The sequence below is a fragment of the Actinomadura madurae genome (assembly GCF_047130825.1).
Taxonomy (GTDB): domain Bacteria; phylum Actinomycetota; class Actinomycetes; order Streptosporangiales; family Streptosporangiaceae; genus Spirillospora; species Spirillospora madurae.
On sequence record NZ_CP083237.1, the window covers coordinates 3,601,761 to 3,622,132 of the forward strand.

Consider the following 20,372-nt stretch of genomic DNA (forward strand, 5'->3'; position numbering starts at 1 on the left):
GCCGGTGGTGGCCTGTCATGAAGGCCCCATCCCGGCCAGGGGGCTCTCGTCGCAGGGGCGGGGCGCGGCCCGGACGGCGGGCATGCCGAGGGCGACGGTGCGGCGCGAATGGTCGTTGCCCTGGCGCGGTGCGGCCGCCGGATCGACGAACCGCAGGGCGGCCTCGCCGTGGCCCTTGACGCACTCGGGATCGGGGCCGTCCAGCGGCAGGCCGGTGAAGAACTTCGCGGCCATGCATCCGCCCTGGCACGCGTCGTACGCCGAGCAACCGGCGCACGCTCCCCCCGACGAAGGTCGGCGCAGGTCCGCGAACAGCGCCGACTCGCGCCACACCCGCTGGAACCCGCCGGGCGAGCGGACGTTGCCCGCCATGAACGCGTCGTGGATGGCGAACGGGCAGGCGTACACGTCACCGACCGGGTCGATGAGGCAGACCACCCGTCCCGCGCCGCACAGGTTCAGCCCCGGCACCGGTGTGCCGAGCGCGTTGAGGTGGAAGAACGAGTCCCCGGTGAGCACCCGTTCGCCGTGGTCGAGCAGCCAGGCATGGATCCGGCGCTGCTGCTCGGCTGTGGGGTGCAGCTCGTCCCACACATCCGCGCCGCGGCCGGACGGCCGGAGCCGGGTGATCCGCAGCTGCGCCCCGTACCGGTCGGCGAGGGCGCGCAGGTCGTCGAGCTGCGGAACGTTCCGTCGCGTCATCACCACCGAGATCTTGAAGTCGGCGAACCCGGCGGCGGCGAGGTTCTCCATGGCTCGTACCGCCATGTCGTAGGAGCCGGGGCCGCGCACCGCGTCGTTCACGTCGCGGGTCGCCCCGTCCAGGGAGATCTGCACGTCCACGTAGTCGGTGGCGGCCAGGCGCCGCGCGCGCTCGGGGCCGAGCCGCACCCCGTTGGTGGAGAACTTCACGCCGACCCGGTGGGCGACCGCGTAGTCAAGCAGGTGCCAGAAGTCGGGGCGGACGGTGGGTTCACCGCCGCCGACGTTGACGTAGAAGACCTGCATCCGCTCCAGCTCGTCGATGACTGCCTCGAGCTCCGCGGTGGACAGTTCCCGGGGGTCACGCCTCCCGGACGATGACAGGCAGTGCGCGCAGGACAGGTTGCACGCGTACGTCCACTCCCAGGTCAAGCAGATCGGGGCGTCCAGACCGCCCTTGAACTGCTCCGCCAGGGCGGGGACGCGTTCGGTGCGCGGAAGGTCGTGAAGGGTGGACATCACCGCACTCCCATCGGTGGCCCCTCAACGGGGGACGATCATGCCGGCCGCGGCCAGCGAGTCAAGAGCGCCCCGGACGACATCGCGCCGGTCACCGGGGACACCCGCGAGCGCGTCACCGGCACTGGGGTACCGATCCAGGTTCCGGACCAGCTCGACCAGTTCGGGGGCCTTCAGGAACGACAGCCGCCGGTTTCCGAAGTGGTAGGCGAGTGCCCCGAACGGTTCGGGGCGCAGTGCGACCGACGGGCTCAGCCGGTAGGGCCGGGCCGGGTCGAAGGGGACCGTCATGGCGGGCGCTTCAGTAGACGCCGCACATGCCGTCGATGGAGACCTCCTCGACGAGGAGCTCCTCGTCGAGGAGGTCGGGGACGGCCTCGGCGGTGCCGGCGCCGTCGTCGGCATCGGCGTCGCGCGGCTGCTCGGTGTCGCGGATGTTTCGCATCGGATCTCCTCCGGTGGGCGGGCCGGCCGGTCGGCCGGCGCTTTCGGCGGTCGGGACTCGACGTTAGGAGCGGGCGCCGGCCCGTCTCGCCGTACTTTCGGCCGTCCCCGTCCCCTCCGGTCGGACAGGTGCACCGGCACCGCCGGCGATTACCGGCCGGTAGCCGTCCATCCGGGCGGGGGCGGCCCCCTCCGCCTGCGCCCGCTTCCCGTCCGGCCGGCCGGTACCGGCGCCGTTCCGCGTCCCGGAAGGTGAATCGGACACAGCCCACCCCGTGGAAAGGAACGTCGCATCATGCAAGTCGAGGAGCTTCTCAAGCCGTTCCCCATCAAGGAGTTCCACCCGTTCCCCCGTGCCATGCTCGGGCCGGGCGCGCACGAGCTGATCGGCCCGGAGGCCAAGAAGCTGGGTTTCCGGCGAACGCTGGTGATGACCACGGGGCTGCGCGGCAGCGACACCGTGCACAAGATCGTCGAGTCGATGAAGTACCACGGGCTTGAGGTCGTGGTGTACGACGAGGTCGAGTCGAACCCCAAGGACTACAACGTCATGGACGCCGTGACGCTGTACCAGGAGAACAAGTGCGACTCGTTCGTGTCGATCGGCGGCGGGTCCTCGCACGACGCCTGCAAGGGCGCCCGCGTCTCGGTGGCCCACGACGGCCGCAACATCAACGAGTTCGAGGGCTTCAACAAGTCGGAGAACCCGCAGAACCCGCCGCACATCGCGGTGTCCACCACGGCCGGGACGGGGTCGGAGACGTCCTGGGCCTACGTCATCACCGACACCACCACCGACCCCGACAACCCGCACAAGTACGTGGCGTTCGATGACGCCTGCGTGGCGACCCTGGCGATCGACGACCCGGTGCTGTACTACGACTGCCCCCTGGACTACACCGCGCAGTGCGGGTTCGACGTCCTCGCGCACGCGTCCGAACCGTACGTGTCCCGGCTGAATTTCCAGCCGTCGCTGGGCAACGCGCTGCACGCGATCAAGCTGACGGCCGGGCACCTGCGCCAGGCGGTCTGGAACGGCCAGGACCTCGCCGGCCGCGAGGGGATGATGTACGCCCAGTACATCGCGGCGCAGGCGTTCAACTCCGGCGGTCTCGGGATCATCCACTCCATCTCGCACGCGGTCAGCGCGTTCTACGACATCCACCACGGGCTGAACAACGCCATCGCCCTCCCCCGTGTGTGGGCGTTCAACATGCCCACGCAGTACGAGCGGTTCGCCGACATCGCCGAGGCGATGGGCGTCGACACCCGCGGCATGACCAAGGCGCGGGCCGCGGAGGCGGCGGTCGCCGAGGGCATCCGGCTGCTGCGCGACGTCGGCATCCCCGAGAGGTTCGCGGACGTCAAGCAGGACACCTACAGCAAAAACCGGCTGGGCAAGGGCCCGACCAAGTTCTACGAAAGGGCCAAGGAGGTCAGGGGCGACGCCGCCGACATCGACCGGATCACCAACCATGTCCTCGGCGACGCCTGCACCCCCGGCAACGCCAAGGAGTGCACGTTCGAGACGGTCCGCCCCGTCGTCGAGCACTGCATGACCGGTGACCTGGACGATCTGCTCACCTGAGCCTCCCCCGGGAGGGCCGTGGAACCTCCTCGCCCTCCCGGGCCTTCCCAGCAGTTCGCAGTCCCGACCTCGCCTGCCCTTCCCGGACGGAGGAACCGTGCCCGACACGCCCCGGCTTCCCGACGACACCGCACCGGCTCCCGACACGACACAGCACGAGTTCGGCTCGGTCGACGAGGTCGCCGACCGGTTCGCCGACCGCGGTTACATCACCGACCGCCGCCTCGCCACCACCGTGTTCCTGCTGACCCGCCTGGGCAAGCCGGTCCTGCTGGAGGGGCCGGCGGGAGTCGGCAAGACCGAGCTGGCCAAGGCGCTCGCGGCCGTGACCGGACGCCGCCTGCTGCGCCTGCAGTGCTACGAGGGACAGGACGAGAGCCGCGCGCTGTACGACTGGGACTACGGCAGGCAACTCCTGTACACGCAGATGCTGCGCGACAAGATCGGCCACCTCACCGCTGACGCCCCGGACCTGGCCGCGGCGGTGCGGCGGATCGAGGAGCAGGACGAGGTGTTCTTCTCCGAGCGGTTCCTGTCGCCGCGCCCGGTCCTGGAGGCGATCCGCGGCGCCGAGCCCGCGGTGCTGCTGATCGACGAGATGGACCGGGCGGACGAGGCGTTGGAGGCGGTGCTGCTGGAGTGCCTGGCCGAGTATCAGGTGTCGGTGCCGGAGATCGGCACGTTCACCGCGCGGGTTCCGCCGTACGTGGTGCTGACGTCCAACAACACGCGCGACCTGTCGGCGGCCCTCAAGCGCCGCTGCCTGCACCTGTTCCTCGACTACCCCGCCGCCGAGCGGGAGCTGGAGATCCTGCGCTCCAAGCGGACCGGGCTGCCCGAGGCCGCCGCCCGGCATCTCGTCCAGGTCGTCCGGGGGCTGCGCGAGCTGCGGCTCCGCAAGAACCCCGGGATCTCCGAGACCGTGGACTGGGCCCGCACACTCGCCGTGCTCGGCGTCGAGGAACTCGACCCGCGGGTGCTCGCGGACACGGCCAACGTCGTGCTGAAGTACGAGCGCGACCTGCGCCAGGCCCTCGACGTCCTGCCGCGCCTCGTCGACCCGAACCGCACCCTTCCCGAACCCGGCCACGGACATGGCCACGGGCATGGACATGGGCACGGGCACTCCGGCAACGGTCATGCACCACCCGACGACGAGAGCGACGGCCAAGCGGTCCGGGCCGCCAAGGACCTGCCCCACCGTCACGACGAGGGCTACTACGGGGCGCCCGGCCGGGGACCCGCCGACCGCCCCGCCCCGGGAGCCGGCCAGGGCGCTCGTGCGTTCGCCGCCATCACCCGCCGCCGCGACGGCTGACCGGGGAGACGGGATGGAGGCCGCTGTCCACCGCTTCGTCCGGGCGCTCCGGCTCTACGGGATGCGCGTCTCCGTCTCGGAGGGGGCCGACGCCATGCTCGCCGCCGCCCAGCCCGGCGTGCTCGGCGGGAGGGAGACGCTGCGCGAGGCCCTGCGCATCACCCTGGTCAAGGACCGCCGCGACGACGCGCCGTTCGACGAGCTGTTCTCGGCGTTCTTCTCGCTGCGCCCACTGAGCGGGGACGCGGACGAGCACGGACACGGGCATGAGCACGCCGATCTCACCGACGGAGGCGAACTCGAATCCTTCGCCGTGTCGGACGAGCCGTCCCAGACGCCGCGGCAGGGGCACAGCCACGGCAAGCCCGCCGACATCCGGGACCTTTTCCACCAGCGCGACCTCGCCCAGCGCTACAACCTGCACCAAGAGGCGAACAAGGTGGACATGACGTCGCTGACCGACGAGATCGTCCTGTCCCCGGACGGTGCCGCCGGGCCGGGCGCCATGGAGCCGGTCCAGTTGCAGATCGAGCGCCTGCACGGGGCGGGAGTCCCTGGGCGGCTCGCACCCGATACCCAGCGCCGGATCGACATGGAACTGGCCGTCGCACCGCACGACGTCCCCGAACCGCCCGACACCTCCGGCGACCCGGCCCCCGGCGCGTCGCCGCGGCCGCCGGCGGGCATCATCGACCACCTGCCGGAACTGCTGAAGCGGTACCTGGACCGGCTGGCCGAACTGGAGCAGGTGGCCGTGGAGTCGGCCCGGATCGCCGAGCGCGCCCGCGCCGAGGCCGTCGACGAGGGCGAGCGGACGCGCCTGGAGGAGGCGCTGCGCCGCATCGGCCGGTCCCTGCGCGGCGCCCCCACCGGCCGCAGGCGCGGCGCCCCGCGCGGCCGCATCCACCCCGCCCGCACGATGCGCGGCAACATGCGCTACGACGGGGTGCCGTTCCGCCCCGCCACCGTGACCCGCGCCGACGACCGGCCGCGCCTGCTGGTCCTCGCCGACGTCTCGCTGTCGGTGCGGGCGACCGCGAGGTTCACGCTGCACATGGTGCACGGCCTGCAGGCGCTGTTCGGGCAGGTCCGGTCGTTCGCCTTCGTGGACGAACCAGTGGAGATCACCGAACTGTTCGCCGAGCACCCCCTCGAACGCGCACTCGGGATGGTCTTCGACGGGCTGCCGGAGGGGGGCCTGCTCGACACCGGCGCGCACTCCGACTACGGAGGGACCTTCGAGATGATGCTGGCCGAACACGCCCCCGCGCTCGGGCGGCGCACCACCCTCCTCGTCCTGGGGGACGGCAGGGGAAACGGCAACGACCCGGCGCTCGGCACGTTCGAGGAGATCACGCGGAGGGTCCGGGAGACGATCTGGATCACCCCCGAGCCCCGGTACTCCTGGCGGCTGGGCGCCTGCGACCTGCCGCTCTACGCCGAGCACTGCGACCGGGTGCACGTGGTGGCGGACCTCTCCGCGCTGGAGCGGACGTCCCACCGGCTCGCGGAGGGGGCGGCGGGACGATGACGTCCCGCGTCCGCGTCGCCGGGACGGCGCCGTCGTGACGGACCCCGCCCGGCTCCTCGCCGCGGCGGCGCACCGGCTCGACCCGCTCGCGCCCCACCCGCCCGGCCGCTACACCGATCACCTCGTCCGCGTCGTCCGGGTCGCCCCTCCCCGCACCCGCGGGCACCGCGCGCCCACCGCTCAGCCGCGCACCGCGCCGGGCCGCACCCCCGTGATCCGGACCGAGCACTTCCGCCTGCACCGCCGCGCCCGCCGGATCCAACTCGACCACTGGCTGCGTCCCGAACAGCTCGACAACGACCTGGCCGGGCTCCTCGCGAGGGAGCTGTTCGCACCCGGCTGGGTGTCGGGCCTCCGCGTGTTCGAGCGGCTCTTCACCGGGGTGGTGCGCAGCTGCGTGGACGGCCCGCTGAGCGCCTGGTGCACGTTCTACGCCAACACGCTGGCGCGGATCAGGCAGGACCGGCGCCCCGCCGGGGCCACCGCGTGCTCGTCGATCGCCGGCTTCGCGCCCGTGTACCGCCGCGCCCTGGACCTCGTCCCGCCGGGCCCGGTGCTCGACGTGGGCTCCTGCTTCGGGTTCCTGCCGCTCATGCTCGCCGAACGCGCCCGCGGCCACGTCGTCGCCTCGGACCTGTCCGCCGGCACCATGCGGCTGCTGCGCGCGGTCGCCGCCGCGCGCGGAACACCGCTGGACACGCTGACCTGCGAAGCCGTGCGTGTCCCGTTGCCGGACGGCTGTGTCGACACCGTCACCGCCATCCACCTCCTGGAACACATGGACGCCGCGCAGGGCGGCGCCGTCGTGCGGGAGGCGCTGCGGCTCGCCCGGCGGCGGGTCGTGGTGGCCGTCCCCTACGAGGAGGAGCCCACCGCCGCCTACGGGCACGTGCGGGTCGTCGACCGCGCCGCCCTCGCCGACCTCGGCCGTGCCAGCGGGCACCCCTTCCGCGTCGACGACCACCACGGGGGCTGGCTCGTCATCGACACCGGCCGGCCTAGATGAGGCCCATCTTGGTGGCCTCGTAGACGACCTCCGCGCGGCTGCTCGCCTCCATCTTCCGCATGATGTTGCGGAGGTGGAACTTCACGGTCGTCTCCGAGATGTACATCTCCATGCCGATGTCCCGGTTGCTCAGGCCACGCGCGAGGAACTGGAGCACCGTCAGCTCCCGCTCGGTGAACTTCGGCTGCTCGGAGACCATGCGCATCGACCGCATCATCGCCGCGGACGAGTGCGAGTCGAAGGCGCACTCGTCGCGGGCCACGGCGCGGATGGAGCGCAGCAGCTCGGTGGTGTCCACGTCCTTCACCACGTAGCCTCGGGCGCCGTGCCGCACCGCCTCCACCACCAGCGAGTCGTCCAGGAAGGTGGTGAGCACCAGCACCGCGAGCCCCGGATGGCTCCCGGTCAGCCGCGCGCACAGCTCCATGCCCTCGGTGTCGGCCCCCGTGGACAGCTTCAGGTCCAGCAGGACGATCGTGGGGCGGGACCGCTCGACGACCACGAGCGCCTCCGCGGCCGTGCTCGCCTCCCCCACCACCTCCAGGTCCGCCTCGCGCTCCAGAATCGAGCGCAGCCCGTGCCGGACGATCGCGTGGTCGTCGACCAGCACGATCCGCACGGTTCCCGCGCCCTCCCCGGCTCCGGCTCCGGCTCCGGTCTCCGTCCCCAGCTCACCGATCATGTGCGGCCTTCCCCCGCGGATCGCACCGGCAGCGGGATCTCCACCCGTACCATGACGCCTCCCATCCCCGACCGTCCGATGGACAGCCGGCCGCCCATCTCCTCCGCCCGGACGGCCATGTTCGTCAACCCTCGGTGGCGACCCGAGAGATCTCCGGCCCGCGACACCACCAGCGCGCGGCGGAGCTGGGCCGGGTCGCCGCTTCCGTCGTCGGACACGCTCACCGTCACCCCAGCCGGCCGGTAGCGCAGCCGGACCAGCGCCCGGTTCGCCTTGCCGTGCGCGGCCGAGTTGAACAACGCCTCCCCGACCAGCCGCAGAATGGACTGCTCGGCATGCGGCGGGAGCGGCACCGCGCCGCCCTCCGTCCGCACCCGCACGTCCAGGTCGGTCGGAAGGTGCACCGTCGACAGCCGTTCCAGCATCACCGGCAGGGGCCCCGCCGGCTCCTCAGACGTGTGGTGCAGGGCGTAGATCGAGGCCCGCAGCTGCTCCACCGCCTGCCGGTTCAGGTCCTTGGCTTCGGCCAGCCGCCCGGCGATCGCGGCGGCCGGCCCGCCCTGAGCCGCCAGCTCCGCCCGGCACACCTCGACGATCATTCCCGCGCTGAGCACGTACTGGGTGACGCTGTCGTGCAGTTCCCGTGCGATCCGGTGCCGCTCATCGTCCAGGGCCTGGCGCTGCATCGCGCCGAACAGGAGCTCCTGCGTCGCGGCCAGCTCGGCGTTGCGCGCGGCCAGGTCCCGGGCCTGCCGCTCCGCCGCCTCCGACAGCTCCTCCGTCCGCCCCCGCAGCATCGTCGCCGCGTGGAACAGATAGGAGTTGTGCAGTGCCACCGCCGCCTGGTTGGCCAGCACGCGCAGGATCGCCAGGTCGGTGTCCGCCATTTCCACGCCCGGGCCGGGACGCGCGGCGATCGCACCGACCGGCTCGTCGTCCAGTGCCATCGGGGCCCGCACCCAGACGCCGTCCGGGTCGGCGGACATGGCCTCCCACGGCCGGGACCGCAGCACCGCCAGGTGCTCCCGCGGCTCGGCGGGCAGCAACGCCTCGTCGTCGATCAGCACGTCGTCCGCGTACAGCAGGAACCTCGGCCGGGCGGCGCGCAACGCGCCGTCCGCCACGACCAGCAGCAGCCAGTGCGCCTGCAGATGCTCGGCCGCGGCCCGGACGACCGCCTCGACGAGGGCGCGCGGCCCCTCCGCGGTGCGCACCAGGGCGCGGGAGATGCTGTCCAGGGCCGCGACCGTGTGCTCCAGCCGCTCGTTGGACCGCACGTAGGCCGGATAGAAGGAGTGCTTGCCCGAGCGCAGGCCCGTGAGGACACCGAGGTCGTGCGCGGGGTCCGGGGCGCTCATCCGCATCGCCTCACAGCGCCTGGCTGAACAGTGCCTGGACGTCGTGGACGTCCAGGTCCCGCGGGTTGGTGGCCATGCAGGCGTCCTTCAGGGTGGTGCGCGCCAGGCGGGGGACGTCGCTCGCGGCGACGCCGAGGCTGGCGAGCCCCTTCGGGACGCCCAGCTCGTCGGCCAGCGCGCGGACCCGATCGGCGAACCGCAGTGCCGCCTCGTGCGGCGGTATGCCCTCCGCGGCGATTCCCGCCGCCTCGGCCAGCGACACGAACCGCTCCGGCCGCGCCTCGGCGTTGACCCGGATGACGTGGGGCAGGAGCACGCCGTTGACCACCCCGTGCGGTGCGTCCAGCAGGCCGCCGACCTGGTGGCTCATCGCGTGCGTCGCGCCGAGGATCGCGTTCGTGAAGGCCATCCCGGCCTCCAGCGACGCCTGCGCCATGGCGACCCTGGCATCCACATCCCCGGGCTTCAGGTGGGTGCGCGTGAGGTTGTCTATGATGAGCCTGACCGCGTGCAGGGCGTGATTGTCGGACAGCGGATTGTGCGCCCTCGACACGAACGCCTCGACGGCATGGGTCAGGGCGTCCAGGCCGGTCGCCGCGTTCAGCCAGTCCGGCATGGTGGTCAGCAGCCTGGGGTCGACCAGCGACGTCTCCGGCACCAGGGTCCGGCTGACGATCGTCAGCTTGACGTGCTCCGCGGTGTCGGTGATGACGGCGAACTGCGACACGTCGGCGCCCGTCCCGGAGGTGGACGGCACCATCACCGAGGGCGGAATCGGCTGGACGACCCGGTCCACGCCCTCGTAGTCGAGGATCCGGCCGCCGTTGCCCGACAGGATCGCGACGCCCTTGGCGGCGTCGATGCAGGACCCGCCGCCCAGCCCGATGATCACATCGGCGCCGCTTTCGGCGTACCGCCGGAACCCCGCCTCGACCTCGTGGTCCTTCGGGTTCGGCGTGACGTCGTGCCACAGCACGGGCCGCAGCCCCGCGCGGCGCAGGTGGCCGACCGCCTCGTCCACCCAGCCCGTCTCCATCAGTCCCGGGTCGGTGACCAGGAACGGCCTGCGCCCGCCCAGCCGCAGCGCGCAGTGGCCGAGTTCGGCCAACGAGCCCAGGCCGAAGACGATCTCGGGGACGTGGAACTTGGTGAGCGGCGCGGCCGGCCGGCCGCCCGCGAGATCCGGCGGCCCGCAGGGGCCCGCATCGCACCTCCATCCCGTGCCCGGCTCGCCGTGAACGATCGTCAGGTCTGCCATCAGCGACATGTCACCCTCCCGGGCCGACCGCGACCTGGTGCCTGCAACGCACCGTGTCTCGAATACTACGAGCTGGCTCCTGCCGATATCGCGTTCGTCACACCTGCTGCCAAGCTAGACCGGATACCCCCGCCCCGGCACCTGTCCGATCGGACGGGGCGCCCCGCCGCCTGAGGGCCGATAATGGGGTACTCGTCCGACCCATTACAGGCGAATCCATGTCAGAACACGACAGCCTCCGGCTACGGCGAAGCGCCCTGGTGGAGGAATGGTCCCACTGGGTGCCCCGGCTCAGCACGGGTGCGGGGTCGTCCCATGCCTCCGCCGGAGCGCTGCGTGCGGAGATCACCGAGTCCTGGCGGCGTTCGCTGGTGAGCGTCGATCCCGAACGCGACAGCGCCCCCGCCTCGGCCGGCGGCGAGGCCCTCGACCGCTGGACCGGGTCGCCGCTGCGCGGGCCCCTCACCGAACTCGCCGGCGAGTTCCGCAGCATCGCCGAAGACGCCGGGTTCGTCACCGCCGTCACCGACGAGTCCGGCACGATCCTGTGGACGTGCGGCGGCCGGACCATGCGCCGCCGGGCGGAGCGCGTCAACTTCGCGCCGGGAGGCTGCTGGGACGAGCAGGCCATGGGCACCAACGCCCTGTCCCTGGCGCTGCACACCGGCCGCCCCAGCACCGTGTTCTCCGCCGAGCACCTGGTCGCGACGCTGCACGACTGGGTCTGCTACTGCGCCCCCGTCCGCGCCCCGGACGGGCGCATCCTCGGCGTCGTCGACATCTCCACCACGTGGGATCGCTCGCACCCCCTGGCCATGACCATGGTCCGCAGCCTGGTGTCCAGGATCGAGGCCGAACTCCGCGCCGGCCGGCTCCCGGCCCGCGGTCCGCGCGTCCGCGTGCACTGCCTCGGCACGGGCGGTGCCGAACGTGCCGGGACGCCCCTGTCGCTCCGTCCTCGCCAGTTGGAGATCCTGACCCTGCTGGCGCTGGAGCCGGACGGCTTCACACCCGGCCGGTTGCGCGAAGCCGTCTACGGCGACCGCCCCATCAGCACCTCCACCTTCAAGGCGGAGGTGTCCCACCTGCGCCACGCGCTCGGCGGCGGCATCGCCAACCGCCGGTACACCCTGACCTCGCCCGTCTCGTGCGACGCCGTGGACGTGTTGCGCGCCTTGGAACGCGGCGACACGACGACCGCGCTCCGCTTCTACCGGGGCCCCCTCCTCCCGTTCTCCGAGGCCCCCGGGATCATGGAATGGCGCGCCCACCTGGAGGTCGCCGTCAGGGAGGCGGTCCTCACCAGCACCGACCCGGAGTTCGCCCTCCGCTACAGCGAACGTGTCCCCTACGACACTGAGATCCACCAGCACGCGCTGCGCCTGCTGAACCCGGGCGACAGCAGGCGCCCCCTCGTGGTGAGTCGCCTCACCACATCCCTGCCCGAACCGCCCGCCCACCCCTGACCGGAACCGCGGCGAGGGGTCGGCGGCGTGCTGGTATGCCCGGGCGATCGTGGAATCCACGCCCACCTGCTGGGCTCACGAACCGAACCAGCGGCGCCTGACGAGGCCTTTTCTCTCGCGTTTGGCGAGCTTCTTGATGATCCGTAGGTTCCTTCGGGCCTGCACCTCGCTGTCCAGGTCGTCCAGAACCTGAAAGATGGTGATTGCCTGTTTGCAAGTATCGATGGCGTCCGAATAGCGATCGAGTCCGGCTTGGACCGCCGACAGGTTGGTCAGAGACGTGGCTTCCTGGTACTGGTCGTTCAGGGCTTGGAACGCGGCGACGGCGCGAGTCAGCGTGGCCAATGATTCTTCTGGCCGTCCCGCTGCTTCGAGCGCATTGCCGAGAGCGTCCAGCACCATTGCCTGTTCGTGCGGATCACCTGATTCCTCGTAAAGGGCGATAGCTCGCCGGAGCACGGGGACGGCTTCCTCGGGACGCCCGGCGACGTCCAGGCAGATGCCGAGATTGGTGAGGTTCTGCGCCTCGCTGGGCGGATCGTCGATGTCGCGGGTGATCGCGATCGCCTTCCGATACGTGGTGATCGCGGTCTCGGTCTCGCCCGTTCGTCCGAGGGCGATACCGAGGTGGGACAGGTTGGCAGCCTCGCCATGGCGGTCCCCGAGACGCCGGCATGCGGTGATCGCTTCGTTGAGGACGTCGATGGATTCCTCGAACTGTTCGGTGCGCTGCAGGACGATGCCGAGCGTGCTCAATGCGACCATCTCGGCTTCCAGGTCGCCGTTCGCAGAGCGGATGATGGTCAACGCGCGGCGGAGGCTGCGGGCCGCGTCGTCGAAACGGCGGGCCTCGTCTTGAATGCCGGCCCCGTTGATCAGCGCCCTGACCTCGCCATCGGTGTCGCCCTGCGAGCGGCTGAGGTTGAGTGCTTCTCGGGTTGCCTCTATGCCTTCATGTAGTCGCCTCGCGCCTCGGAGGGCGCTGCCCAGATTGTTGAGCGCGGTCCTCTCCCCAGCGTGGTCGGCCAGCTCACGGGACAGGCGCAGATCCCGCCGATGCGCCTCGACCGCCTCGGGGTAGCGACGTGCGCCCTCCAACGCCACACCCAAGGCGCACAAAACCTTGCTCTCCGCAGCGCGGTCTTTGCGGTCGCGGGTGGCTTGGAGGATCCGCTCGCTGAGGTCGATCCAGATGCCGAACTGGCGGCGGGCTTTGAGATAGGCGCCCAGGTAGAGGGCGAGATCGCGGACTTGGTCGTAGTGGTCGTCGACGGCGCTGAACGCGGTCGCCGTAAGGTTGAGGTACTCGATGTCCAGGTCGGCGAAAGCGCTGGACCTCGGTTCCGGATCGCTGCTGGAAGTGACGGGTGCTGTCAGGCGGGCGTCGCGCTCTCGCGTCAGGCGCAAGTAGTGCTGAATGAGGCGTGCGAGTGCCTGGTCGCGGTGGTCGGCGGCGGAGTGTGCGGCGCTGTGTTCGGCGCCGTAGAGACGGATGAGGTCATGCATGCTCCATCGGTCGAAAGCGGGAGCCTCCAGCAGATGTCCGCGGGCCAGGTCGGCGAGTAGGCGGCGGGCGTCGAACCGGTCGCCGTCCAGCAGGGCGGTGGCGCTGTCAGTCGAGATGTCATGGCCGGGAGCGAATGCCATCAGCCGAAAGGCGCGCTGCTCCTGGGGATCTAATCGCCGGTAGGACAGATCCATCGCCGCTCGCACGGCCAGGGGGCGGCCTTCCTCGTCGATGCCGGGATAGCCGAGCGCGTCCAGCCGAGTGTGCGCTTCCTGGAGTTCGTCGGCCAGGTCGGCCAGCGGACGCAGGGGTTCGTCACTGAGCAGTCCGGCGACGATCCAGAGTGCCAGGGGCAGGTATCCGCACAGTGCGGCGATCCGATGTGCCTGCCCGTCATCGTCGTCCCGACTGGCTTGCAGGTCGCGCTGTACGCGGTCGTCGCTGTCGTTGGTCACGCGCAGGGCGGCGTCCAGCAGCTGCACTGCCTCCGGTTCTGCCATTGGGGGAAGCTCGATCCGGTAGGCACGTAGATCCGAAAGCTTCTGCCGGGACGTGACGAGCATCCGGTGCGGAGTTGGCGGACGCAACGGCATCACTTGGCTGGATGAGGCGACGTTGTCCAGCAAGACCAGCACCGGGCGGTGCTGATCGGCGAGCCGGGCCAGAGTCTGTTGCCAAAGCCTGTGCTTGCCGTCCAGGTCGGGCGGAAGGTCTCGGGTCTTGATGCCGAGATCTGTCAGCAGGCGGTCGACAACGGTCTCGGCGTCGGCGGGTCCGTGCCGTGGGTCGTAACCGTGCAGGTTGAGGTGAAGGAGCCCGCCAGGAAACCAGCGGCGATCGCGGGCCTCGTGAGCGGCGTGAATGGCGAGAGCCGACTTTCCGACACCGCCCATGCCCGCTACCGCGGAGACGACGACCATGTCATGCGGCGACCGGTCGGGATCGAGCCGGCCGAGCAGGTTCTGAAGCATGTCCTGGCGGCCGGTGAAGGCGGTCGGTCTCACCGGCAGCGTCATCGGCGTCTCGGTGACTGGCCTCCGGTCGGCCGGAGGACGCCCCGTCTGCCGCTTCTTGCTCTCCTGCTGGGCCTGCGTCAGCAGGTGTGTCCACTCAGCCTCGGTCAGAGCCCGGTAGTCGGCGTCCTCGCCCACCTTCGTCCGCAGTTGCTCGACCATGCGAAGAAAAGAAGCAGTGGAGTCGGCACCGGGCACCGACGGGCCCTTGAACCAGCCGTCGATCACCGATGGCCACTTCTTGCCCCCCTTCGAGTCGCTGGCCATACGGGCCAGGGTCGCGAGCTTGGGGTCCCCCGCGGCAGCCCGAAGACGAGCGAGCTCGGCACGCAGTCGATCCCCTCGTGGACGAGAAGTCTCGGTCAACGGGTCCCGCCTCCGCGCCTATGCGATGTCGTCGGAATTCGGGCGACAGTATGGACTGACCAGGCTAGACGTCGAAGCACAGAGCGACGCGATATCGCAGGAAAAATCGCAGTACGAGTTCAGTGAGCCGCCTCAGCCCCGGTCGGGAGCGGGAGTCCCGACCCAACCCAAGGAGCGGCCATGCGTCCGTACTCACTAGCCTGCCTCGCAGGCCGCGACATGGGCGGGCGGCGATGAAGCGGCCGACCGCCGCCATCGCGGCCCTGGCAAGCGCGCCCGCCGGCGCGGCCATCACGATCATGGAGACGACCGGCGACACCGTCCTGGCCTTCAAGATCGCATTACTGGTCGCCATCGTGATCGCCGTTCTGGGACTGGGCGCGCCGGCCGTCCGCCGCCTGCCCGAGCTCATGCGCATCTGGTTCGAGGGACGTGCCCTGACCCGCGTCACCAAGGCCGCGATCTGCGGACCCCACAAGAACGCGAAGGACGCCGCAGACGTACGTGAGGCCGCCCGAGCATACGCCAAGGACCGCAAGTGGAGCGATCCCACAACTGTCAAGCAGGTCATGGAAACCGCCCAGGAAGACGAATGAAAGGAAGAAACAGCACCGGTAGCCGGCACCGCCAGACCGCGGTGGATAGCACTTGCGGCGGCTAGCCTGACCGCAAGTCTTCGCCCCAACCAGGGGGAGGCCGGGCCCAGAAGGCCGTCCGGACGCACCCGGCCGAGCGCTCCCTGCCCCGGATGCTGGGGCGGCGGTGTTCGATTGGATCGAGTGCTGGTGTAGGAGGTCCGCAAGCCACCGACTGGTACCGGCACATCAGCCTGGCCATGGTCACCCACGCCTACCTGGCATTCTCGTCGGCATGCACGAGATCATCGAGCCATCGGAGGTCTTCACCTTCGCTCCGAGATCAACCGAGCGGCGTCTCCGGCAACTTCTCTCCACACCCCGATACCCTCAGCCTCAAAGGCAGCCGTGAGTGCTTCGAGTACCTCACTTTCCGATCTACCTCGATGACTTACTCTGATTTAATCAAGAAATCGCCGATAGCGCTCCAGTGCTTTATCACCTGCGACATGGCCTCCTCACAGCCGCCAGCATTCGACACCTCGTTTCCTTTACAAAGACTCAGTGTGCATTGGCTTTTAGCGGCTCTTCACAAAGTGGCGTTTGGTTGGGCCTGAGATCCGCCGGGGTGTCCGTCAGGGACGGCGTCGGCTCCATGCCGGCGTCGGCGCGGCCGGACCATTTCGGCGCGCGGCGCTAGGCGGGCCGTCGGCGATGATGGGGGTGTGCAGTATGTGTCCAGAGTGCCGCGTCCGCCGCTGGACGGGCTGATCGACGACCTGTACTACCTGGAGGGCGCGCCGCCGTACTCCAGGTTGCTGCTGCCGGCGGCGCCGGCGCCGTTGCTGATCGTCAATCTCGGGGCGCCGTTCCTCATCCGCGCCGGCTCCGCCGACGAGGCGGCGGAGTACGCCGACGGCTGCGCGGTCGTCATTCCCACCCGCGCGTGGGAGTTCGGCTATCCGACGCCGACGCAGTCCGTTGGTGTCCACTTCAAGCCGTGGGGTCTGGCGCCGTTTCTTCCGATGCCCGCGGCCGAGTTGTGCGACCGACCGGCGACGTTGGATCAGATCCGGAGCCAACGCGCGACCGGTGAGCTACGAGACCGACTGGCCGTGGCGGACTCACCGCAGGACCTACTCGCGTTGCTCGAGGACGAACTGGTGCGACGATTGCGCACGATCGACGGTCTCGACCTTGTCCGTCAGGTGAGCAGCGCCATCGCGGCGACCGGCGGGACCGTGCCGATCAGCGACCTTGGCGTGGCGGCCCGCGTCAGCAGTACCTATCTGGCGAAGCGGTTCAAAGCCATCGTCGGCGTCACGCCAAAGAGGCTGGCTCGCAGCTATCGCTTCAGTTCCACCGTGTTGGCGATCGACGTCGCTGCCCCGATCGACTGGAGCGAGGTCGCCGCTGACGCGGGCTACTTCGACCAGGCCCACTTCGGGCGCGAGTTCCGGGAGTTCACGGGTCTCACGCCGACCCGGTACGTCGAGGTCCGGCGGCGGTTCCTGCGCGATTACCCCGGGCACGCCTTGGACGGATGGCCCCTGCCGGCCGATTGATTTCGTACAAGAACGAGCACTCGCTCCGCACAAGACTCGGACCTCCGAACAGAGGAGGAACCCATGGGAAAAGTTGTCATGAGCGCGTCGGTCTCGGTGGATGGTTTCATCGCGGCGGAGAACGACGATCCCGGCCCGATCTTCGAGTGGCTGGTCAGCGGTGACGTGCCGTTGGACGACAGTGGCGTCGTGAAGGTGTCGCAGGCGTCCTACGACCACACCCGGCCGTACTGGGACGAGATCGCAGTGACCATCGCCGGCCGCCACGTCTTCGACATCACCGACGGCTGGGACGGGACACCTCCCAGCGGGGTCGACCACGCGGTCATCGTGACACACCGGCCGGCGCCCGAGGGCTGGGACCCCCAGGCGCCCTTTCACTTCGTCGACGGCATCAAGGCAGCCGCGGCCAAGGCGCGGGAGCTCGCGGGTGACCGCACTGTCGAGGTCGCCGCCGGCGACGTCGGAGGGCAGATGCTTGCCGCCGGGCTGGTCGACGAGGTGCGCATGGACGTTGCGCCCGTCGTGTTCGGGTCCGGCAAGCGCTACTTCGGCTCCATCGGCGGGCAGCACCTGTTGGAGGATCCAGACGTGGTGATCCAAGGCAACCGGGTGCTTCACCTGCGCTATCGGGTGCGCCGTTGACCGATCTGAGGGGGTAGGCGAAGAAGCCACTGCGACGGTGACACCAGGTCGGGCCTCCGGCTGCGTTTGTGCATCGCCGTCCCGCCATGGACGTCGAGGTCTTCCAGATTGGTGGACCTCGACTTGTCTGACGCCACCTTCACCTGCCCTGACCTGCCCCGATTACCCACGCGCCGCTGGGCTGGGGGCCGACGATGCTCGCGGTGACCGTGCGCTGCTACCGGTGTACCGGTAGCAGCGCACGGCGGCGCCAGGACATCCGCCCGGCTCTTCGGCATCCGAAGAGCTCCCCGACGTGACAGCGGTCATGGATCCCTTCCACATCGTGCGCCTGGACGGCAATGCGTCGGACCGGTGCCGCCACCGGGTCCAGTTGGCGATCCACGGCCACCGCGGCAGGAAGAACGACCCGCTCTACTCCGCGCGCAGGACCCTGCACACCGGTGCCGGGCTGCTCACCGACAAGCAGACCGCTCGGCCCACCGCGCTGTTCGCCGACGACGCGCATGTCGAGGTCGAGGCGACCTGGTGCATCTACCAGCGAAGAACCCCGGCATCAGCAACGGCCCCGCCGAGGCGATCAACGGCCGGCTCGACCACCTGCGCGGTTCCGCAACCTCACGAACTACATCGCCCTCCAACCGCTGCGCGGGGCGGTAGGACTCTTGGCGCCTGCCTGCTGTGGCCGGGCGCGGAGGCGAGGGTGATCGAGGAAACCGAGTGTCTCCTGCACGGTTTCAGGTTGTGTCCGCCGCGCACTGTTGACGGAACTCGCGCGGTGACAGGCCGTAGGCGCTGCGGAACGCCTGACTGAAATGCGCAGGGTTGGTGAACCCCCACCGGGCCGCGATCTCGTTGATCGGGCGGGTGGCCAGATGGGGCTCGGCGAGGTCGCAGCGGCATCGTTCCAGACGGCGCTGGCGGATCCAGCCGGCAACGGTGTGCCCCTCTTCGTGGAACAGCTTGTTCAGATAGCGCAGGGAGATGTGATGCGCCGCGGCGATCGCGCCTGGGGTCAGATCCGCGTCGCCCAGGTTCGCGCGGATGAAGGCGTGGATTTGGGCCATCAGCGCTTGCCGCCTGGTATGGGACGGCGCGACCGTCTCAGTGTCCAGCGCGGTTGCCAGCGCTACGGTCAGCACATCCAAGGTCAGAGTGGACAACCGGGCGGCATCGGCTGGGCTGAGCTCGTGCATGTGCCGAGCGAGCTGGAGCATGAACTGTGACGACAGCGCCCCGACACCTTTAGCACCCGGGATGCGAACCGTGCTCAGCCACCGCAGGTCCCGGGGCGACAGCGGCAGTAGGGATCGCGGGAATCGCAGGAGGAGCACCTGGCTCAGCGGTACGTCCGGGGCGAACTCGCCCACATACGACTGTGAGGGGTCCCACAGCTTTAGGTCCCCGACCCCTAGATTTGCGCAGTGGCCGTCCTGCGTTGCCATGACGCCACCACGCACGATGCAGCCCAGCGCGAATATCTCGGGATTTGATTGGCGAATGAGGTTGGGCGTGCGATGGATCGAGTGCGGCATCGTGGTGATCAGCGTCGCCTGCACAGGGTCGAAGGCGCAAACATCGACCTGACCCCGAAACCCTTTCTCCAACGCCGGTTCGCAGCGCAGGTCAAAAGGCGCCCAAAGCTTCGAGTGCACCTCACGCCAAAAGGCGAAACGCTCCCCCACCAGGACCTCGGCGGTGTCGATCACGTCCATAACCCACCACAGTATTGTCGCGGCCGTCGCGAGGACCCGATCATCATCGCCCGGAAAGGACACGAACTCAAGCCACCGGGCCGGGCTCATCTCAGCGGGCCTGCCAGCGGTTCGCACGCTACTGACGGAACTCGCAGGTGTCGAGAGGCCGTGGGCGCTGCGGAAGTCTGACAGAAAAGATGGAGCCGATCCCGCATTGCTCGGACGGCGGTCAATAGGGGCTCGGCCCGCGTTGGCCAGGGACTCGAAGGTCTTCACCGGACGCGGTGGGCTACACGGTGATCGTGGAGTTCGGCGTGGCGGAATCGGTAGATGGGCCAGCCGCATGGTCCCGTGACCAGACCACTGCCGTGCGTGAACTCGGAGCCGTCGGGAAGATCGCCGACCAGGCACTCTGTCCGCGACACCCGCCGCTGAGGTGTGCCTGGGGCGGGACGGCCGACCGGTGACCAGCATCGCGGCGCACCAAGCAGGCGCGGGCTCTGAACAGAGGTAGGGCGGCGAAACGGCTCGACACACCTCGGAACGGTTGAGGCTAGGCGACCGCCCTGGCGGTCCCACCGCCAGAGTCAACCTTGAGGACCACTGTTGACCGCGTCGCGCCTACGTCGGCGATATGGTCGAGCGTGAGGATCTTGCAGTCGCCGCGGGGGTCGTAGACGAATGCATCTGCCAGGCGACCATTTGTGAAGTCGTAGATCTCATTCCCCGGGCCCGGCGCGAAGGTGCCGAGCCGCCCGTAGTTATAGGACCCGTCGGCGTATCGGTTCCAGAATGAGATGTAACCGGAAGTGTAGTTCTTGAGTGACAACATTTGGTTCTGGAAGCCTGTGCCCTCGAATCGTACGCCCTGACACGAGTAAACCGTAGTTCTGGCAGAGAAGCGCACGCCTTGGTTGCCATAGTTAGGTTCCGTCCAGATACAGACGTTCCAGGCAGGGCAGGAAGGCCCGAAGATAGGGGCTTTCCGCCATGGAGTCTCCTGTTTCGCGAGTGCGCCGGCCTCCGCAGGTGCCGTACCAAGCAACGCTACTGCAGCCAAAGCTGCCACGGCTCCCAGTTTCCGCATCGACATGACTGTTCTCCCCATCTCTCCTAGGCGGACTGCGCCCCG

Annotated in this window: 17 protein-coding genes and 1 pseudogene; 9 read left to right on the top strand and 9 right to left on the bottom strand. The window is 69.7% G+C overall.

The window, feature by feature from the left end; translation table 11 throughout:
- Positions 1-15: 15 nt before the first annotated feature.
- From mftC to mftA, 3 genes are read right to left on the bottom strand one after another with little or no spacing between them, the layout of a single operon-like run.
- A complete protein-coding gene (mftC, locus tag K8Z49_RS16255; protein ID WP_075022715.1) occupies positions 16-1,221 on the bottom strand; it encodes a mycofactocin radical SAM maturase in 1,206 nt (401 codons plus the stop codon).
- Positions 1,222-1,245: 24 nt separating this feature from the next.
- Positions 1,246-1,512, bottom strand: coding sequence for a mycofactocin biosynthesis chaperone MftB (gene mftB, locus K8Z49_RS16260; RefSeq protein ID WP_412519489.1), 267 nt, complete (start codon positions 1,510-1,512; stop codon positions 1,246-1,248).
- Positions 1,513-1,522: 10 nt separating this feature from the next.
- The gene (gene mftA / locus K8Z49_RS16265) at positions 1,523-1,666 is read right to left on the bottom strand and encodes a mycofactocin precursor MftA (RefSeq protein ID WP_412519491.1); all 144 of its coding nucleotides are present in this window, start codon (positions 1,664-1,666) and stop codon (positions 1,523-1,525) included.
- A gap of 294 nt (positions 1,667-1,960) precedes the next feature.
- Between mftA and mdo the strand changes: the two genes are divergently transcribed.
- The 4 genes from mdo (at position 1,961) to mftM (ending at position 7,108) form a co-directional block, all read left to right on the top strand.
- Positions 1,961-3,253, top strand: a complete 1,293-nt coding sequence (mdo, locus tag K8Z49_RS16270; protein ID WP_412519493.1) for an NDMA-dependent methanol dehydrogenase — start codon at positions 1,961-1,963, stop codon at positions 3,251-3,253.
- Positions 3,254-3,350: 97 nt separating this feature from the next.
- Positions 3,351-4,571, top strand: coding sequence for an AAA family ATPase (locus tag K8Z49_RS16275; protein ID WP_412519495.1), 1,221 nt, complete (start codon positions 3,351-3,353; stop codon positions 4,569-4,571).
- 13 nt (positions 4,572-4,584) lie between these two features.
- Positions 4,585-6,102 carry a VWA domain-containing protein gene (locus K8Z49_RS16280; RefSeq protein ID WP_412519497.1) on the top strand — a complete coding sequence of 506 codons (1,518 nt, stop codon included), beginning with the start codon at positions 4,585-4,587 and terminating at the stop codon, positions 6,100-6,102.
- Positions 6,103-6,136: 34 nt separating this feature from the next.
- Positions 6,137-7,108: a mycofactocin oligosaccharide methyltransferase MftM gene (gene mftM, locus K8Z49_RS16285; RefSeq protein ID WP_412519499.1), complete on the top strand. Its 972-nt coding sequence runs from the start codon at positions 6,137-6,139 to the stop codon at positions 7,106-7,108.
- Here mftM and K8Z49_RS16290 read toward each other — a convergent pair.
- Genes K8Z49_RS16290 through K8Z49_RS16300 form a run of 3 tightly spaced genes read right to left on the bottom strand, consistent with a single transcriptional unit; the run spans position 7,101 to position 10,415 of the window.
- Positions 7,101-7,790: a MadR family response regulator transcription factor gene (locus K8Z49_RS16290; protein ID WP_412519501.1), complete on the bottom strand. Its 690-nt coding sequence runs from the start codon at positions 7,788-7,790 to the stop codon at positions 7,101-7,103. The genes mftM and K8Z49_RS16290 overlap by 8 nt on opposite strands.
- Positions 7,787-9,148 (bottom strand): MadS family sensor histidine kinase, encoded by a 1,362-nt coding sequence (locus K8Z49_RS16295; protein ID WP_412519503.1) that lies wholly within the window; start codon positions 9,146-9,148, stop codon positions 7,787-7,789. The genes K8Z49_RS16290 and K8Z49_RS16295 overlap by 4 nt, the downstream gene beginning before the upstream one ends.
- A gap of 10 nt (positions 9,149-9,158) precedes the next feature.
- Complete coding sequence (locus tag K8Z49_RS16300; RefSeq protein WP_412519505.1) at positions 9,159-10,415, bottom strand: iron-containing alcohol dehydrogenase; 1,257 nt, start codon at positions 10,413-10,415, stop codon at positions 9,159-9,161.
- A 209-nt stretch (positions 10,416-10,624) separates the two neighbouring features.
- Here K8Z49_RS16300 and K8Z49_RS16305 point away from each other — a divergent pair, with 209 nt between their 5' ends.
- Complete coding sequence (locus tag K8Z49_RS16305) at positions 10,625-11,872, top strand: helix-turn-helix domain-containing protein (protein WP_111829897.1); 1,248 nt, start codon at positions 10,625-10,627, stop codon at positions 11,870-11,872.
- 75 nt (positions 11,873-11,947) lie between these two features.
- Here K8Z49_RS16305 and K8Z49_RS16310 read toward each other — a convergent pair whose 3' ends face one another.
- Positions 11,948-14,659, bottom strand: coding sequence for a tetratricopeptide repeat protein (locus K8Z49_RS16310; protein ID WP_412519507.1), 2,712 nt, complete (start codon positions 14,657-14,659; stop codon positions 11,948-11,950).
- 332 nt (positions 14,660-14,991) lie between these two features.
- Between K8Z49_RS16310 and K8Z49_RS16315 the strand changes: the two genes are divergently transcribed.
- The 4 genes and pseudogenes from K8Z49_RS16315 to K8Z49_RS16330 form a co-directional block, all read left to right on the top strand.
- Positions 14,992-15,354 carry a hypothetical protein gene (locus K8Z49_RS16315; protein ID WP_075022544.1) on the top strand — a complete coding sequence of 121 codons (363 nt, stop codon included), beginning with the start codon at positions 14,992-14,994 and terminating at the stop codon, positions 15,352-15,354.
- A 704-nt stretch (positions 15,355-16,058) separates the two neighbouring features.
- Positions 16,059-16,898 (top strand): helix-turn-helix domain-containing protein, encoded by an 840-nt coding sequence (locus K8Z49_RS16320; protein ID WP_075022543.1) that lies wholly within the window; start codon positions 16,059-16,061, stop codon positions 16,896-16,898.
- A 78-nt stretch (positions 16,899-16,976) separates the two neighbouring features.
- Positions 16,977-17,543: a dihydrofolate reductase family protein gene (locus tag K8Z49_RS16325; RefSeq protein ID WP_218163758.1), complete on the top strand. Its 567-nt coding sequence runs from the start codon at positions 16,977-16,979 to the stop codon at positions 17,541-17,543.
- Positions 17,544-17,811: 268 nt separating this feature from the next.
- Positions 17,812-18,158: pseudogene (locus K8Z49_RS16330) on the top strand (transposase); the annotation flags it as partial.
- Between the two features lie 122 nt (positions 18,159-18,280).
- On the opposite strand, the gene K8Z49_RS16335 reads toward K8Z49_RS16330, so the two are convergent.
- Positions 18,281-19,258, bottom strand: a complete 978-nt coding sequence (locus K8Z49_RS16335; protein ID WP_075022711.1) for a helix-turn-helix domain-containing protein — start codon at positions 19,256-19,258, stop codon at positions 18,281-18,283.
- Positions 19,259-19,793: 535 nt separating this feature from the next.
- Positions 19,794-20,333 (bottom strand): peptidase inhibitor family I36 protein, encoded by a 540-nt coding sequence (locus K8Z49_RS16340; protein WP_412519511.1) that lies wholly within the window; start codon positions 20,331-20,333, stop codon positions 19,794-19,796.
- Positions 20,334-20,372 lie beyond the last annotated feature (39 nt).

Coding starts and splice junctions, on each gene's coding strand:
- K8Z49_RS16340 (WP_412519511.1), bottom strand. CDS start 20,333: ATGTCGATGCGGAAACTGGGAGCCGTGGCAGCTTTGGCTGCAGTAGCG.
- K8Z49_RS16295 (WP_412519503.1), bottom strand. CDS start 9,148: ATGAGCGCCCCGGACCCCGCGCACGACCTCGGTGTCCTCACGGGCCTG.
- K8Z49_RS16335 (WP_075022711.1), bottom strand. CDS start 19,258: ATGGACGTGATCGACACCGCCGAGGTCCTGGTGGGGGAGCGTTTCGCC.
- K8Z49_RS16305 (WP_111829897.1), top strand. CDS start 10,625: ATGTCAGAACACGACAGCCTCCGGCTACGGCGAAGCGCCCTGGTGGAG.
- mftB (WP_412519489.1), bottom strand. CDS start 1,512: ATGACGGTCCCCTTCGACCCGGCCCGGCCCTACCGGCTGAGCCCGTCG.
- K8Z49_RS16290 (WP_412519501.1), bottom strand. CDS start 7,790: ATGATCGGTGAGCTGGGGACGGAGACCGGAGCCGGAGCCGGAGCCGGG.
- K8Z49_RS16310 (WP_412519507.1), bottom strand. CDS start 14,659: ATGGCCAGCGACTCGAAGGGGGGCAAGAAGTGGCCATCGGTGATCGAC.
- mdo (WP_412519493.1), top strand. CDS start 1,961: ATGCAAGTCGAGGAGCTTCTCAAGCCGTTCCCCATCAAGGAGTTCCAC.
- K8Z49_RS16300 (WP_412519505.1), bottom strand. CDS start 10,415: ATGTCGCTGATGGCAGACCTGACGATCGTTCACGGCGAGCCGGGCACG.
- K8Z49_RS16280 (WP_412519497.1), top strand. CDS start 4,585: ATGGAGGCCGCTGTCCACCGCTTCGTCCGGGCGCTCCGGCTCTACGGG.
- K8Z49_RS16315 (WP_075022544.1), top strand. CDS start 14,992: ATGAAGCGGCCGACCGCCGCCATCGCGGCCCTGGCAAGCGCGCCCGCC.
- mftA (WP_412519491.1), bottom strand. CDS start 1,666: ATGCGAAACATCCGCGACACCGAGCAGCCGCGCGACGCCGATGCCGAC.
- K8Z49_RS16325 (WP_218163758.1), top strand. CDS start 16,977: ATGAGCGCGTCGGTCTCGGTGGATGGTTTCATCGCGGCGGAGAACGAC.
- mftC (WP_075022715.1), bottom strand. CDS start 1,221: ATGTCCACCCTTCACGACCTTCCGCGCACCGAACGCGTCCCCGCCCTG.